We start from the raw sequence: 14,661 nt of genomic DNA, 5'->3' as shown, positions 1-14,661 counted from the left end.
CGGGTAAACTACTTATATATAAGAGGAGGCATTCACATGAATAGACTACAATTAGGGGATTTAGCCCCATCATTTACATTGCCGCGCGCTGAAGGCGGAGATTACTCATTGCAACAGGACTTATCTGAACGTCCAGGCTGGCGCTTTGTCATTTTCTTCAGAGGCTCGTGGTGTCCAGTATGCAACGAAGAATTGCAGGAAATCCAAGACAGCCTATCGTATTTTGAAGGCAAGGATATCCATTTCACGTTCTTGTCCACAGACAATCAGCAGGACCTTAATGAAATGAAAGAAAAACACGGCTTGACCTCTCCAATCTTGGCCGATGCGACTGAAGACATCTTGAAACAATACGGGGTCTACCATCATGGAGAAGACGCATTGTACGAAGACCATGGCATTCACGGCGAGCCAGCTTATTACTTGCTCGATGAAGAAGGCAAGGTCATGTACCAGCAGCAGCAAACGAGCCCATTCGGCCGTCCGCACGCAAAAGAATTACGCAAAATCGCTGCGTACATCCGTAAAAACCTAAAATAAGATAATATACAAATGAGCTTGGAGGGAATTCTCCAAGCTCTTTTTCATTGCTTAATCCATCTCGCGCACAGCGAAATAGTTGTCTTCAGCATCGGCGAAATTGAACGTCCGACCTGTCGGCATCTCGACGATATCGCCGACCGTGACACCTTTTTCCGCCAACTCATTCCGCAGCTGCTCGAAATTGTTCGCGTAAAACAATAGCGACGGCGTCTCCAAACTCAAGCCCGTATCCATCTGCTCGAGCAAATTCTTGTCATGCAAGACGATGCTCGTCTCCGCATCTTCACGAGGCGCAATTTCGATCCACCGCATGCCATCATTTTCGACGTCTTGCAAAACCACAAAGCCCATCTTCTCCTTCCAAAACGCAACAGCTGCGTCCTGGTCGCGCACATACACCATGACCTGTCCGATTTTTGAAATCATTGCTTTTCCTCCTCTGAATAAAATGATGAGTCTCGTCACCCTAATAATTCGATGGGGAAAGGGAAAACCCTTTAGATGGCCAGCTATTTAAGGGCTGCGTTTTAATCCAAGGGGAACGATAAAGTTTTCGACAAAAGAAAGGATACCAACCAGAAAGCATAAAAAGCTCAGAAGGAATACTTCAATCCAAGAAGCCCCTAAGAAACGGAATAATAAGATGGAAAGAAAACCTACAATAAAATAAACCGGAACAAATTTCTTGGACAATAATAAGTGGCTCAGATAAATCACTCCTTAACCTATTCAATTTCGGGACTATGTTAAATAAAATGATAAATCCCATCTTTACATAAAAATGGAACATTCACAATCCAAGCCATAGAAGTTTGATACACTAATCATAGCAAGCCTAAAAGAGGAGGAGACCCATGAAAAAAGCACCGAAACTCATTCTATTCTTTACGTTCGGCATCATCACCGGTTTTATCTTGTCATACTTGTTCAGATAAGGAGGCAATTACATAATGGACATCCGTAAAGCACAAGCCGAAGACGCAGCTGGTATCCGAAAAGTCTGCGCAGTCGACAACCCTGAAACCTACCACGGCTTATTGCCGAAGCACGAGATCGAACGCGTCATCGAGCGCCAACAAAACAGCGACTCCCAGAACAAGCATGATGTGCTTGATTTGGGAGTCGCTTTATATGAATTCAGCCGGGGGCAACCCTAGGCCGAAGTGTGGCCAAAGCAGTAAAAGAGAGTTCTAGAACATGCTTCTATTCGATGAGAAGTCACGCCTCCAAGGCATTGAAGGCAGCGGCCAAGCGCGCGGCGAAATCTTCTGGCGCTTCGACCGACTCCATGCAGACACTGACGATATGCGGATTGACCTGTTGCCACTGGCGATAATCGGTCGGTAAGGAAATGTGGAAATCATTCCAGGCAAAAAGGAAAGAAGGATATTCTTCAGGCAATAGAAAAATCTCTGCGCGGTTCAATGCCGTGCCGTCAGCGTTCACTTTCTCAAACGAGATATCGTGCTCGATGATGCACGTAAAGCATTGCTGCTCCCGAAAAATTTTCATTTCACGGGATTTTTTAACGACTGTCTGGCCAGCAGCAATTTCCACTTCAGCATCCAAATAGGATTTGACCTTTTCCGCTGCATTTGCTGTTAACGTCTCCATGTCGATTGTCCTTTCTGCCAGTATTCGGCGCGACTTGTAGAAATCAACTAAATTGAGATTGCTTGTGCCAGCATCTGTCCAGAAAATCTTTGGTTTCTTGAGTCGAACACATCGCTTGTGAAATGTATTCTTCCTGGACCGCTTGAATCAAGGCACTGCCGATTCCTCGATTGCGGAAGGAAGGGTGAACGGCGATGTGCTGCACAGCAAAGGTTTGTTTCTGTATGTGGATGCCGATCACTCCAACCACTTTTTCATTTTCCTCCCACAGATACAATCGGCGCTCCGGTTGTCTTTCGTAGGCGCTGAGTATTTGCTGGACTGAAACTCCTTGCTGGGCTGTGGGTAGATGGGAAAGCAAGCGCAGTACAGCCTCCCGGTGGCGTGGTTCGTATTCAATCATCATTCAAATCCCTCCTTCTCAAACGTGCTTCATCGATGAAAAGGCCATTAAAAAAGCGCCAAAAAGAATAGAACATTCTTTTTGGCGCTACCTCCAGCACTGGTGTCTGGTGTATACGACCGATTCATTATTGAGTTGGCCTTTAAAATGAAAAAGGCAGTTGCTTTGCGTTCAAAGATAACTTGTACAATTACACCATACCCAATTTATTTCATTAAGTAAACTGACTATTGAGAAAATGGTTAGAAAGAAACGCTTGTTATGAAATTTCACCTAAAGTTTAGAAAAAATAGCTTTCGCATCGTAAAACAACAGCGCCTGCTTAGGCGGCGGAAATGACCAGCCATTGTCATGATAAACCCCCGGGCTGTCGCGTTGCCACGACAGGTCCGAGGGAAGTGAAGTTAGGCTTATTTCTTAAAGGCCAGTAGCGCGTAGCCTTTATCTTCTTCAAAGTCCCAGTCAACATAACTGCCGATTAACGGGCGGTTGACGATTGTGGGCACTTCCGATTCTGCAAATAACATATACTCCAGCGGCCGTTTTGCCAGTTTCAAGGCTTCCTGAAATTCATTTTTAATCAGTTCTTTCTCCAGCAAAGTAAAAATGCCGATCCGTTCAATGAGCAGTGTCCGGTCGTTCAGCCAAAAGAAATTGGTTTCTTCCGGTTCTTTCTGTCCGGCGATGCTTAAACGGATCACTTCTTTCCGGAGTTCCGTTTCATCCACTTCTTCCGGCCACCTGAGTTTATGCGATTTTGGTTCTTCCAATACCCCCAGAATCATGCCGGAATGATCGTCCAAATTCCAATCGGCATACAACTCCATCACATCGAGGTCGGCTTGCTTCCAGAAATTCCTCTTGAATTCGGCCATCAACTCAACCATCAATAAATCCCTGGTTTTCAACACGCGGTTCTTTTCATTCTGATCTAACAGAATTCTCTCCATCGGCGCCAGGAAATCCCGGATCTGAATGCAGACGAACGACTTGTAAATGGTCACATACACTGAGCTTGGCCCTTTGCCGAAATGCTCCCGCAAGATGGATGCAGTGAAACCGCTGATGATGGATTCGACCGTTTTCTCTTGTGTCATGTGCTCTCTCCTCTAAACGGAAGAAGCTATCCATTCCATTTGGGCAAGTGTACAGGGCTTTAGCACAAATAGATACCTTATGGGACCAATTCAATAAACTACTGGGCAGACCTAAGTCATGTCATCGTCTCGCATTGGAACTGCTTGTCACTCATCCAGTTTTAAATATCGGTTCAATTGAGTAGAAAACGCTTTGAGTTTCTCTGGCTGAATCGAATAGACGCCTTTATCGACCTTGACAAACTTCGCCGCTTTCAACAAGGTCAATTGATGATGCAAAGTCGTCTTGGCCATTTTGAATCGCTCACTCATTTCCTGCAAGGGAGCAGGGCCCTGGCATAAATAATGCAAGACATTCAAGCGCAGCCCGTCGCCAAGCGCTTTATGCCCTTGGATCAATTCGTTCGGCGGCACTTCCGGATCGAGGAGCTGCTGTTCGCTGACCGGGTAGAAAACAATTTCACATCAGCCGTACGGATCGTCAATAGCCACGGCCGGTACGACACATGCGGGATGAGTTTGACCGACCAAATCGAAGGCTCCGGCGCATACGCGACACCCGCCACGTGCTCGATTTCCTTTACTGCATTTGCCGAATCAAGCCCGCGATGCTGCTGTTCTTCAAACGCCAGTGCTTTCAACCATTTCGAAATATACGGTTTCTCAGCCATCCAATCTTGCCATTCGCTTAACACCGACATAAACAATTCGCTTAGCTCGGCTCTTGTATGCCCGTAAAGTTGCCATACGTAGCCGCTGAGGTAAGCGTGCCCTTCAAACAAGTTGGCATAAGAAGTCCACCAGCCACTGTCTTCAGGGTGTTGTGCCGCCTGTTCCCGTAACGCTTCTGCAGATCGGCTACGATAGGGCAGTAAAACATCGTAAAATCGCTCCTCTGAAATCTCTGCCAGCCGCTTGAAAATTCATCCACTGACTTGGCCCCGAACTTATTTTGCAACAACAGCAAGCCGTACCATAAATTCGTCTCTTCGATCTTTGCCAGTGAGTCGAGCAAAGAAGCAGGCATCGCTTTTGCATCCTGTGTCCATTCATCATCCATTTCAAACGTGAGGCGCAATTGCCCGTGCGTATAGCCCGCAATCCCCACAATCCATTCCCACACCGGCGATTGTTCTACAGCTAAGTGAACTGTCTCTTCTGGTAACGCAGCATCTATGATCTTCATACTGAAAACCTCCTTAAGCATTTTCTTTATTCTAACGGAATGAAATTATAAATTCAATATAAATTGAAAATATAATTCTATTTATTTTGAATTTGGATAACAGCAACCATGTTTATATAGAAGGAAGAAAAAGATGCTGCGCAGGACACAAAGTGTATTCAAAAACGCACAAAAAGAGCACCCGAGATTTCGGATACTCCTGAAGCCTATATTATTTGAAACGTTTGAAGCTGTGGAATTTCTTGCCCCAGTATGGGCCGCTCAAGCTTTTCACTTCTGCTTTAGAACCGCCAGAGTGGACGAACTGGTTGTTCCCGATGTAGATCCCAACGTGTGAGATTCCTGGGCGGTAAGTGTTTGCGAAGAAGACCAAGTCTCCTGGGCGTGGGCTTGAAACTTTGTAAGACTGAGCATATTGAGAAAGCGTTGTGCGTGAAACGCTTTTGCCTGCTTTTTGAATGCATATTGTACAAATCCTGAGCAGTCAAACCCAGCTGTAGTCGTGCCGCCGAAACGGTACGGAATTCCTTTAAGCGCTAGTGCTTTAGAAACGACTGCTGAAGAAGAAACGCTTGCTGTTTTAGCAGAAGCCTGGACAACGCCAGATCCTGATGATTTTGAGACGAGTGAGCTATGTACCCAACCGTGCGTTCCGCCAGTGCGGACTTTGAACCATTTGCCGCTGCCGATTGTAGCGGATTTTGTTACTGTTGCTGTTGCGCCTTTAGAAGCGACTTTGATAACGCCGTGGCTAGTGCCGGCATCTCTGCGGACGTTTGTAGCGTATTTAAATTTGTAAGTGCTGTTAGAGACTTGAACGATTGCTGGCTCAGATGCTTTCTGTGCGACTTCTGTAGTTGGCTGTTGTGCTTGTACTGTATCTTGTGCGTCTGTAGCTGAACTTGAAAGACCAATGCGCCTGCTGCGAGTAGTGTAAAGAATGCTTTTTCATTTAGTCAGTACCTCGAAGGATAGTTTTTAAATTTATGTTATCTGGATATAAGGATTATCATTAATTTGCTCTGCCACTTACTATATAGACTGCCCCTATAAAAACAATGTCTGTGGAGTTTCAATTAGGTTACAGCAATATTACAAGTGAATGACGCCTCATAAACCTAGTTATATCAAGGGTTTTAGAGGTGGTAATATTTACAAGTAGATGTTTATTTCTTTGGAAAACAGGAAATACGAGTGATTTTGCGTGTTTGAATTCACAAAATATTACGGCCGGACAGAAATTATTCTAAATATTAGATCCTTTAATTTCCAAATCGGGACACTAAGCCCTTTCACAGCAGTTTTTAGCTAAAATAATCATATAATTATTAGAAAATCAAAACTATAGCAATAAAGCTTTGTTACATAACTGTAACAATCCATTCATTGCTTTATTTTTGTGGGTTAGGGGTATACGGGAATTAATAGGAATATTTGAGTGGGGAGATTGCGCTGCAATCGGACGCTTTCCGGAGGGCTCGCATTGAGCCGCTTCGTCGCTGCGCTCCTGCAGGGTCTCAATTGTCTCGCTGATCCTCCCGGAGTCGCCGATTTCCGCTCCATCTCTAGTTTTAGAGGGATAAGCAGATATCATATTTCATTGATGTGTAAGCATTGCTAGTAGATACTGTCTTGTGAAATTGAGCTTGTGCTTACTTAATTATAGAAGGAAGTAGTTTTAACGAATCACAACTTGAGTCTAGAAAACCTCATTTCACCGTTAATACAACTCGCAGCGACTCAGCGTGGAGCGCTGGGAGCAGTCTCACATTCTTCATATCACCACAAACTAAAACAATGAAATTCTAGTGGTTCACCCATTTCACAATGATCTGACCCGAGCGCCGGCGCGTCCAAGGGCTAGGCGTTGTGATGAGACCGATGGTCTTTCGGGCTCATCACGGAAGCCATGCCCAAAGCGCCAAGTGGTGTTCTATTCGAAAAACTTCAGCATTCAAAAATCACCTATCACACCCACAAATCATTCATTAACCATTAGAAGAAACGAAATACATATCTATAGAAGGAGGCTGTCCATATGAAGAAGATTCTATCGATCGATGGCGGGGCATACGGGGATTTTGCCGGCGATGATGCTGTGTGAACTGGAGCGGCGGACGGGGAAACCGGTCTCTGAACAATTCGATATCTTCGTTGGCACCTCTACTGGCGCGATCCTGGCACTCGGTCTGTTGGTTCCGGATGGCAAGAAGCCTCGCTATACGGCAAATGACATCCTTGGCCTCTACGAACAAGAAGCTGAGCGCATGTTCCGGAAATCCTTCCTTCACCGCTCGTTCGGCCTCGTCGGGCGTTTTCTTCATACCCAGTACAGCCATAAAGAATTCGAACAAGTGCTCAAGCATTACTTTAAAACTTGAAATTATCCGACCTGCTTCAGCCAGCCGTCATCCCGAGCTACGACATCCACGGGCGGCATGCGCATTTCTTCAAAAGCACCGTCATCAGTTTGAATGACCGACAGCCCGATAGCGAAATCCGCCACATCATTCGGGCAGCAACGGCCGCGCCGAGTTATTTCGCGCCGGCAAAGTGCCGGATTATCCGGAAGCGGCGTTCATTGATGGCGGCGTATTTGCCAACGACCCAGGGCTCAGCGCGTATACCGAAGGACTCGAACTATACGGCGACGAGGAAGAAGACTTTTTGCTCGTGTCGCTCGGCACCGGGAAGCGCAGCGCGAAGTAGAAGTGACCGGCTGGCGGGCGTGGTTTCATTACGGCTGGGCACGTTCGATTTTGAAAGTCATGATGGACGGCAGTTCCGACTCGGTCGACCATCAACTGCGCCACTTGTTGAAAGATGAAGGAATCGATCAGCGCTATTACCGCTTCCAGGAAAAATTGCCGGCGGATGATTCGGGGATCGAACAGCTTGACCGCGTAACGCCGGAAAACCTCGCCCGGCTGCGGCAAGTTGCGAAGCGCATGATCGACAGGCAAAGCGCCGAACTTGATCAATTATGCCGCTTGTTATGACTTGTCATGGAAGTGTAATGCGTTTGTCGTGGTAATTACAGCGTCGGCTCGGTTAAAATAAGCGAGGAATCATAGTGAAAAGAGGTCAACCCAATGGCACGAAGATACGGCTATATGGACTGGATGCGGGTTGTCGCGATCGTTACGGTCGTCGGCGTCCACGTCGCATCGAAAATTATCAATAATTACACAACCGGCGATTGGGAATGGCATTACGCAAACGCGATCGACAGCGCACTCCGTTGGTGCGTGCCGATCTTCTTCATGCTGAGCGGCGCCTTGCTGCTGACGCGCGACTCGAAAGAACCGATCGGTGAATTTCTCCGGAAGCGGCTCGGCAAAGTCCTATTGCCGCTCGTATTCTGGAGCGCGGTCTACATGGCCTATAATGTTTTTCAACTCGGCGAGGAATACACGCCAGGGCAAATGCTTGGTGCATTCATCTCAGACGATATATATTTCCATCTTTGGTTTCTCTACATCATTACGGGGCTGTATTTGATGGCGCCGTTCTTGCGCATCCTTGTTAAGCATATGGACAAAACAATGTTCCATTATTTCTTCGCGTTCTGGTTCTTGTTCTCGGCCGTGGTGCCGATTTTCACGCGGGCGACGGGGTATGAAGTCGCTTTTGCAGGGGAGATGTTCGCACCTTATATTGGCTATTTCCTGCTCGGTGCTTACCTGGTCATGTACCCATTGCCGAAGCGCTGGCTTCCGACACTCGGTGTGCTCGCGATTATTGGCTATGCGGTTACATTATACGGAACGGTATCGGCCAATGTGGGGCGTGAAGCAGGCGATTTTGATGACTTCTTCTACGAGCATTATTACCCGCACGCGATTTTTGTCTCCTTATTCGTTTTCGTCGCGTTCCAGCAGCTCGGCAAGAATTTGAAATCGACGCCGCTCATTACGCGCATCAGCACCGCGACATTCGGTGTCTATATTATCCACCCGCTGATCCAGACCTATTTGAACCGTTTATTGGATTTTAACGAATCAACAATCAATGTATGGATCGGCGTGCCGCTGTCATGGATTGTCATTTTCATCATGTCGTATATTGTCATTCGCCTCATGCAGAAGACACCGGTCGTAAGAAAGCTCGTGCCTTAGAAACGCGACTTCGTTATATAGGACGCATATGCCTATATAACTCTAGCGGGCGATGCTGGAATAGTTACTGTGGCAGTGAGTGATTCGGAGGAATGATTAAATATTTGATGAAAGTGATAGAATCAGTCGCAGTAGAGTGATTATCATGTTAAGCTGTATATAATTGTAAGTTCCGACAGGTTTATGGGTAAAAAGGGGTGATCGCATCAAAAAGTCAATTTGGCTGGGAGCTATCATGGCAATGACGATCTTGCTTTCGGCATGTACACATAATGAAGTCATACGGGTCGGCGTGCCATTTACCGATGGTTTGACCGAAGGGGTTCATTTCCAAAAAGACATAAGTGACAGGGCTTCCATCGTGACACTCAGAACCATTCTGCGAAACGAAACGGAACTCGAGTCGCTCGACCGCTTGTCCGTAGAACCGCAGGCTGTCTTTACCATTGACCGGCCGGATGATGACGTCCAGGAAATCCGCCGCTTTGTCTGGTACCGTGACAATGGCCGGGCCATTATGTCCAACGAACGCAACGTCCTGTCCCATAAAGAAAACCAAGAATTCTTCAGGCTGACAACAGAACAGACGCAAGATTTGAAAAAGATCCTTCAATAACTTTGTGAAATAAATAGTGTGACGTAAGTAAAGCCTTGTCTTGTGCAGGGCTTTTTATATTGGGCCAGATATAAGGAGCTGAAAACTGTCTATAGAATTTCAATGTAGACACTTTAGACAAACGAAGCAGGGCTGAGAATTTTTCTTGGTTCTGCTTTTGTGGTTTCAACTATCCTGGAATTGGAATAAATAGATTTTTGCATTGTTTTAGTAATAATTAATCATTATAATGAAAATTAAGACAATTGGTTCAGTTATAAAGAGCTAACGGGCGGTCTGATAAGTAGTCATTAGTAAACATTAATAGGGTAATACTTGTTTTCAGCTATATATTCACTCAAAGAGGAGGAAGAAGAATGGACAATGTATTCTTGCTGCTGTTTTTGCTTTCCGGGATTGCCTTGGTCATCGGGTTGATCAAACCAGTCCTTATTTTAAAGTGGCTGCCAGAAAACGGACGCAATCGAAAGAAAGTCGTGATGTATTTTGTGCCAGCGCTATTGATTTCATTCGTGATGTTCGGAGTTACAGCAGATCCGGTCGAAGAAGACCTGGCAGCTGTGGAAGAAGTGGAAGCTGAAGCCCCGCCTGAAGAGGAAACAGCCGATGAAGATGCAGAGCGCGAAGCGGAAGAACAGGCCGCCCGCGATGCGGAGGAGGAAGCGGAACGCGAGGCGCAAGAAGAGGCGGAACGTGAAGCGGAAGAAGCCGCAGAACGAGAGGCAGAAGAAGAGGCTGCACGCGAAGCTGAAGAAGCTGCGGAAAAAGAGGCGGAAGAAGCCGCAGCTAAAGAAGCAGAAAAACAAGCCGCACGCGAAGCTGAAGAAAAAGCGGCAGCAGAGGCAGAACGTGAAGCGGAAGAAGCCGCGGCTCGTGAAGCTGAGGAAGAAGCAGCTCGTATTGCAGCCGAAGAGGAAGCAGCAGAACAAGCCGCTGCTGAAAAAGCCGCTGCCGAAGCCGGAACCTTATCCCAGCAGCAAGCAGTCGAACAAGCCAAGAATTATATCAGCTATACCGCTTTCTCAAAGAGCGGCCTAGTCGAGCAATTGGAATTCGAAGGCTATAGCAACGCAGATGCTGTGTATGCAGTCGATAAAATTGATGTCGACTGGAGAGCACAATCTGTTTTGAAAGCCCAAGATTATCTGGCATATCAAGCCTTCTCCAAATCCGGCTTGATCGAACAGCTCGTCTTTGAAGGCTTTAGTAATGAAGACGCAGCGTATGCTGTCGAAAACATCACTGTCGACTGGACAGAACAAGCCGTCAAAAAAGCACAAAATTACCTGGACTATACGCCTTTCTCTAGAGAAGGGCTCATCGAACAACTAGAATTTGAAGGCTTCAGCAACGCCGACGCGGTCTACGCAGTAGACACAATCGGTCTGTAATTGGAGAAGAACCATGCAACACTTGAAAGGGAACGGAGCAGTCACAGCGACTGCTCTTTTTTGATGGATTAAAGTTCCACAAACACTAAGCTGAATTTAACAGCGGATGCGAGATGCAAAACCGTTCATTCGTGACTACCCCCAATCAACCAAATATAAAAGCAGTTCCGCGCCAAGGGTGAAGCGAAGCTATAAGACAAGTGTTCTTCTTGGCTTATTGCGAAAGCTCAACCCCAAGCGGCGACTGCGACTCCTCAAGCAGATGCCTCAAATCGAACCCATTTCATTTATCTAGCGATTTAAGGTGAGCAACCACAAAGCGATTGAATCAATCGATGCCCATCCCCATCCCATCTCACACAACTAATCAATTAGCTATAACTTCCGCATGACTAATTGTTCTCCAAGGTCCCTTCAAAACTTATCCATAAAGTAAAGCTTGTTACAATTGATGCAATTTTGTGTAAACGCATTCTATTCCGAATTCCGAAGTAGTATAATAAACAAGCTTGACCATTATGAACAAAGAGGAGATGGACAGATGAGCAAGAAACTATCCTTGACGCTCGCCGCTTCGGTGTTGGCGCTTGGCAGTTTGACGGCAGGAGCTCCGGCGATTGCTGCAGGGGATCATCACGAATTGGCGAAAGAAAAAGCGCCGAAGACGGTGAAAGGCAATGGGCAAAGCTACAAAGAACGCATCCAGGAATGGAAAAAGAACGGCAAGCCTGGAAAATTGAAAGAAGTGGAACTACAGATTCTCGGCACCTCAGATTTACATACAAACTTCGTCAATTATGATTACTACCGCGACGCAAAATCCAATTCATTATCGCTCGCGAAAACGGGCGTCTTGATTGAAGATGCACGTGAAGAAAACCCGAACAGCTTGTTGTTCGATAACGGCGACTTGATTCAAGGTACTCCGTTCGGCGGCTATAAGGTGAACGTTGATCCGCTCGAAGACGATGAGTTGCACCCGGCATTTGCTGCACTCGAATCGCTTGATTTCGATGCATCGACACTCGGCAACCACGAGTTCAACTTCGGGCTCGAGTATCTCGATAACGCTTTAGAAGAAGCATCGTTCCCAGTATTGAACGCAAACGTTTACGATGCGGAAACGGGCGAAAACCGTTTCACGCCTTACACAATCATGGATAAAGAAGTCACGGACCGCAAAGGCAAAAAGCACACGATCCAAGTCGGCGTCATCGGCGTTGTTGCGCCTGGCATCATGAACTGGGACCGCGCGCATCTTGAAGGCGAAGTCATCGCAGAAGATGCAGCGGACACAGTCGAGAAATTCATTCCAGAAGTTGAGAAAGCTGGAGCGGATGTGGTGGTCGTTCTATCCCACTCCGGAATGGGCGATGAAGTTCATACTGATAAAGAAGACGACATCACGTATCAGCTGACAGAAGTGGACGGCGTGGATGCGATCATCACGGGCCATAACCACGACGTCTTCCCAGGATCATTTGGCGACCTTGAAAATGTCGACCAGGAAAACGGCACGATCAACGGTGTCCCAGTGGTAATGCCAGGTAAATTCGGCAGCCACCTCGGCGTTATCGATTTGACGCTTGAGCCGCGCGGCAAGAAATGGCGCATCACGAACAGTGAAGCAGAATTGCGTGCCATTGATTCAACATCAGATGAAGTAGCCGAGCAAGTCATCGAAGCAGTGAAAGAAACGCACGAAGGCACGGTGGAATACATCCGCAGCCCTGTCGGCGAAACGACTGCTCCGATCAACAGTTATTTCTCACTCGTGCAAGATGATCCATCCGTACAGATCGTCAACAATGCACAGCTTTGGTACGCCGAGCAGCAATTCGCTGGAACGGCAAACGCTGATCTGCCATTGCTATCTGCAGCGGCACCGTTTAAAGCAGGCGGACGCAACGGCGGCGATTACTACACGAACATCGAAACCGGCGAAATCGCCATTAAAAACGTCGCAGACCTTTACGTCTACGACAACACCGTCCTCGTCTTGAAACTGACAGGCGCAGACGTCAAAGAATGGCTCGAAATGTCAGCTGGCCAGTTCACACAAATTGACCCAGCTGCAACGGGCGAGCAGCGATTCATCGATGACAACTACCGCACGTATAACTTCGATGTCATCGATGGCGTAACGTACGACATCGACATCACAGAGCCAGCGAAATACGACGGCGAAGGCGCAGTGGTTAATGAAGGTGCGGAACGCATCGAGAACCTTCAATATGAAGGCGCAGCGATCGACCCGAACCAGGAATTCCTGGTCGTGACGAACAACTACCGTGCGAGCGGCAATTTCCCAGGCGTCCGCAATGCGACAGAGTCGATCGACTTTGCGTATGAGAACCGCCAAGTGCTCCAAGATTACATTTTGGATGTCGGCACGATTGACCCATCCGCAGATGACAACTGGCAGTTTGCGCCGGTAGAAGGCGATCCGAACCTTGTGTTCGAAACGTCGAACTCGGCACAAAGCCTGGCAGAACGCGAGCCAGCAATCCAGTATATCGAAGTCACACAAAACGGCTTCGCGAAATACGGCTACACGATCCAGTAAACACAAAACAGACCCGAGAGAAAATCTCTCGGGTCTGTTTTTTTATAGGAAGAGATAGTGGGGGAGATTGCGCTGCAAGCCGACGCTTTGGGCCCGCAGGATGCGGGTCATGCAGCTGATGCGACAGGACGTCGCGTTTTCAGCTGCCCGGGGGCCCAACTTCCAATGTAATGTTTCTTTGTGCAGTGGATTAGCTAAGCTTTAGTCAATCACCCCAAATACTAAGCGTCGATACAGCCGTGCGATAAATACTGGACCACTCACATCTCACTAACTCTTCACAATGAAATCTCCAAGCAGTTCCGCGCCATGGGTGAAGCGAAGCCATCGTCAGAATTAGCAATGATATTTCTCTATTTTCGCTACGCTAAGGATCGTCTAAACAACTTGCTCCCACATCTGCGAGGCAGCTGCGTCGCAAATGAACCGGCTCAACTACCTTTCGCCAATTCATTGGCTTATGGCGAAAGCTCAACCCTAAGCGGCGACTGCGAATAAAGAACAGACGCCTCAGGCAACCCATTCTCCATTAACTATAACCAAAGCAAGGTGCAAGAGGTAGATTGATACAAATCCCCTAGCAGGGCTGATTCCTCAACCCAAAGCCCCTTCAGCTTTCAGTTTCCGATAAGCCGCAATCCCATAGAACAGATAAATCACGAACACCGTCACAGCAAGCGATCCAGAGATATTGGACAGGCTGAACATCTGATAAATAAACCAAAGAAGAAACAGCGAGCCTACTAATAGGCCGGCGCGTTTGTTCTTGCGGTAGATCGTCATGAAAATAATGGCAGAGAGTGCCCCCATAATGAGCGCAGCGCCTACGAAAAGAATATACATAACAATTGATATCTCGATACGTCACAGCTCCTTTCTTTCTATGTACCATAACATACCCGATTCGACTCTCTTCTATATAAGAACCGCATAATTCCGCACCGAATAACCGAACTTCTCATTCTTTTTATCTAAATTTTCATACAAAAAAGGGATTTCACATAACAATATTTCGAATAAATACCGGATTTACTGAACACTTGTCTTTTTCTGATGAAAATTGGATAATATCTTGAAATAGTTAAAACTAAAGTCTCTTAAAATTTGCATAATGTGTTCCATAATAC

At 46.9% G+C, this 14,661-nt stretch carries 18 protein-coding genes and 1 pseudogene; 9 read left to right on the top strand and 10 right to left on the bottom strand.

Going from position 1 to position 14,661, the window contains the following annotated elements; genetic code table 11:
* Positions 1 to 36 precede the first annotated feature (36 nt).
* Positions 37 to 540 carry a peroxiredoxin family protein gene (locus CW734_RS13665; RefSeq protein WP_101191075.1) on the top strand — a complete coding sequence of 168 codons (504 nt, stop codon included), beginning with the start codon at positions 37 to 39 and terminating at the stop codon, positions 538 to 540.
* Positions 541 to 591: 51 nt separating this feature from the next.
* Here the strand turns inward: CW734_RS13665 and CW734_RS13660 are convergent, their stop codons facing one another.
* A complete protein-coding gene (locus CW734_RS13660; protein ID WP_101191073.1) occupies positions 592 to 969 on the bottom strand; it encodes a VOC family protein in 378 nt (125 codons plus the stop codon).
* Positions 970 to 1,493: 524 nt separating this feature from the next.
* On the opposite strand from CW734_RS13660, the gene CW734_RS13655 reads away from it, so the two are divergent.
* Positions 1,494 to 1,700, top strand: a complete 207-nt coding sequence (locus tag CW734_RS13655) for a hypothetical protein (RefSeq protein ID WP_101191071.1) — start codon at positions 1,494 to 1,496, stop codon at positions 1,698 to 1,700.
* A gap of 61 nt (positions 1,701 to 1,761) precedes the next feature.
* Here the strand turns inward: CW734_RS13655 and CW734_RS13650 are convergent, their stop codons facing one another.
* From CW734_RS13650 to CW734_RS13630, 7 genes and pseudogenes are all read right to left on the bottom strand, one after another.
* The gene (locus tag CW734_RS13650; RefSeq protein WP_101191069.1) at positions 1,762 to 2,157 is read right to left on the bottom strand and encodes a hypothetical protein; all 396 of its coding nucleotides are present in this window, start codon (positions 2,155 to 2,157) and stop codon (positions 1,762 to 1,764) included.
* Between the two features lie 43 nt (positions 2,158 to 2,200).
* Entirely contained in the window at positions 2,201 to 2,563 is a 363-nt protein-coding gene (locus tag CW734_RS13645) for a GNAT family N-acetyltransferase (protein ID WP_101191067.1), read from the bottom strand.
* A 407-nt stretch (positions 2,564 to 2,970) separates the two neighbouring features.
* Positions 2,971 to 3,657 (bottom strand): Na-translocating system protein MpsC family protein, encoded by a 687-nt coding sequence (locus CW734_RS13640; protein ID WP_101191066.1) that lies wholly within the window; start codon positions 3,655 to 3,657, stop codon positions 2,971 to 2,973.
* Between the two features lie 147 nt (positions 3,658 to 3,804).
* On the bottom strand, positions 3,805 to 4,071 hold the full coding sequence (locus tag CW734_RS19160) for an ArsR/SmtB family transcription factor (RefSeq protein ID WP_232787069.1): 267 nt from the start codon (positions 4,069 to 4,071) through the stop codon (positions 3,805 to 3,807).
* Positions 4,053 to 4,358, bottom strand: coding sequence for a hypothetical protein (locus CW734_RS19155; protein ID WP_232787068.1), 306 nt, complete (start codon positions 4,356 to 4,358; stop codon positions 4,053 to 4,055). Before CW734_RS19155 ends, CW734_RS19160 begins: the two co-directional genes overlap by 19 nt.
* 11 nt (positions 4,359 to 4,369) lie before the next feature.
* Positions 4,370 to 4,843 (bottom strand): hypothetical protein, encoded by a 474-nt coding sequence (locus tag CW734_RS19150; RefSeq protein ID WP_232787067.1) that lies wholly within the window; start codon positions 4,841 to 4,843, stop codon positions 4,370 to 4,372.
* Positions 4,844 to 5,054: 211 nt separating this feature from the next.
* A pseudogene (locus tag CW734_RS13630) lies at positions 5,055 to 5,584 on the bottom strand (C40 family peptidase).
* A 1,319-nt stretch (positions 5,585 to 6,903) separates the two neighbouring features.
* Here CW734_RS13630 and CW734_RS13625 point away from each other — a divergent pair.
* Positions 6,904 to 7,224, top strand: coding sequence for a patatin-like phospholipase family protein (locus CW734_RS13625; protein WP_101191064.1), 321 nt, complete (start codon positions 6,904 to 6,906; stop codon positions 7,222 to 7,224).
* A gap of 2 nt (positions 7,225 to 7,226) precedes the next feature.
* On the opposite strand, the gene CW734_RS19460 is transcribed toward CW734_RS13625, so the two are convergent.
* Positions 7,227 to 7,349: a hypothetical protein gene (locus CW734_RS19460; protein WP_269801460.1), complete on the bottom strand. Its 123-nt coding sequence runs from the start codon at positions 7,347 to 7,349 to the stop codon at positions 7,227 to 7,229.
* A gap of 47 nt (positions 7,350 to 7,396) precedes the next feature.
* Here CW734_RS19460 and CW734_RS18370 point away from each other — a divergent pair, with 47 nt between their 5' ends.
* From CW734_RS18370 to CW734_RS13600, 6 genes are all read left to right on the top strand, one after another.
* On the top strand, positions 7,397 to 7,552 hold the full coding sequence (locus tag CW734_RS18370) for a hypothetical protein (RefSeq protein WP_157824168.1): 156 nt from the start codon (positions 7,397 to 7,399) through the stop codon (positions 7,550 to 7,552).
* Positions 7,553 to 7,554: 2 nt separating this feature from the next.
* Positions 7,555 to 7,842, top strand: a complete 288-nt coding sequence (locus CW734_RS13620; protein ID WP_101191062.1) for a patatin-like phospholipase domain-containing protein — start codon at positions 7,555 to 7,557, stop codon at positions 7,840 to 7,842.
* Between the two features lie 93 nt (positions 7,843 to 7,935).
* Entirely contained in the window at positions 7,936 to 8,961 is a 1,026-nt protein-coding gene (locus CW734_RS13615; protein ID WP_101191060.1) for an acyltransferase, read from the top strand.
* Positions 8,962 to 9,196: 235 nt separating this feature from the next.
* The gene (locus tag CW734_RS13610) at positions 9,197 to 9,577 is read left to right on the top strand and encodes a hypothetical protein (RefSeq protein ID WP_101191058.1); all 381 of its coding nucleotides are present in this window, start codon (positions 9,197 to 9,199) and stop codon (positions 9,575 to 9,577) included.
* A 356-nt stretch (positions 9,578 to 9,933) separates the two neighbouring features.
* Positions 9,934 to 10,968: an Ltp family lipoprotein gene (locus tag CW734_RS13605; protein WP_101191056.1), complete on the top strand. Its 1,035-nt coding sequence runs from the start codon at positions 9,934 to 9,936 to the stop codon at positions 10,966 to 10,968.
* Between the two features lie 541 nt (positions 10,969 to 11,509).
* Positions 11,510 to 13,534, top strand: coding sequence for a bifunctional 2',3'-cyclic-nucleotide 2'-phosphodiesterase/3'-nucleotidase (locus CW734_RS13600; RefSeq protein ID WP_101191054.1), 2,025 nt, complete (start codon positions 11,510 to 11,512; stop codon positions 13,532 to 13,534).
* Between the two features lie 594 nt (positions 13,535 to 14,128).
* Here CW734_RS13600 and CW734_RS13595 read toward each other — a convergent pair.
* Positions 14,129 to 14,377 (bottom strand): hypothetical protein, encoded by a 249-nt coding sequence (locus tag CW734_RS13595; RefSeq protein ID WP_101191052.1) that lies wholly within the window; start codon positions 14,375 to 14,377, stop codon positions 14,129 to 14,131.
* Positions 14,378 to 14,661 lie beyond the last annotated feature (284 nt).

The sequence above is a fragment of the Planococcus sp. MB-3u-03 genome (assembly GCF_002833405.1).
GTDB lineage: Bacteria > Bacillota > Bacilli > Bacillales_A > Planococcaceae > Planococcus.
This window is presented reverse-complemented; position numbering and strand designations above follow the sequence as displayed.

Bases quoted from the DNA above. Each gene is read 5' to 3' on its own strand.
- CW734_RS13660 (WP_101191073.1), bottom strand. From the start codon at position 969: ATGATTTCAAAAATCGGACAGGTCATGGTGTATGTGCGCGACCAGGAC.
- CW734_RS19155 (WP_232787068.1), bottom strand. From the start codon at position 4,358: ATGTCGGTGTTAAGCGAATGGCAAGATTGGATGGCTGAGAAACCGTAT.
- CW734_RS13595 (WP_101191052.1), bottom strand. From the start codon at position 14,377: ATGTATATTCTTTTCGTAGGCGCTGCGCTCATTATGGGGGCACTCTCT.
- CW734_RS13665 (WP_101191075.1), top strand. From the start codon at position 37: ATGAATAGACTACAATTAGGGGATTTAGCCCCATCATTTACATTGCCG.
- CW734_RS13655 (WP_101191071.1), top strand. From the start codon at position 1,494: ATGGACATCCGTAAAGCACAAGCCGAAGACGCAGCTGGTATCCGAAAA.
- CW734_RS13610 (WP_101191058.1), top strand. From the start codon at position 9,197: ATGGCAATGACGATCTTGCTTTCGGCATGTACACATAATGAAGTCATA.
- CW734_RS13640 (WP_101191066.1), bottom strand. From the start codon at position 3,657: ATGACACAAGAGAAAACGGTCGAATCCATCATCAGCGGTTTCACTGCA.
- CW734_RS13615 (WP_101191060.1), top strand. From the start codon at position 7,936: ATGGCACGAAGATACGGCTATATGGACTGGATGCGGGTTGTCGCGATC.
- CW734_RS13650 (WP_101191069.1), bottom strand. From the start codon at position 2,157: ATGGAGACGTTAACAGCAAATGCAGCGGAAAAGGTCAAATCCTATTTG.
- CW734_RS13645 (WP_101191067.1), bottom strand. From the start codon at position 2,563: ATGATGATTGAATACGAACCACGCCACCGGGAGGCTGTACTGCGCTTG.
- CW734_RS19150 (WP_232787067.1), bottom strand. From the start codon at position 4,843: ATGAAGATCATAGATGCTGCGTTACCAGAAGAGACAGTTCACTTAGCT.
- CW734_RS13605 (WP_101191056.1), top strand. From the start codon at position 9,934: ATGGACAATGTATTCTTGCTGCTGTTTTTGCTTTCCGGGATTGCCTTG.
- CW734_RS13600 (WP_101191054.1), top strand. From the start codon at position 11,510: ATGAGCAAGAAACTATCCTTGACGCTCGCCGCTTCGGTGTTGGCGCTT.
- CW734_RS13625 (WP_101191064.1), top strand. From the start codon at position 6,904: ATGGCGGGGCATACGGGGATTTTGCCGGCGATGATGCTGTGTGAACTG.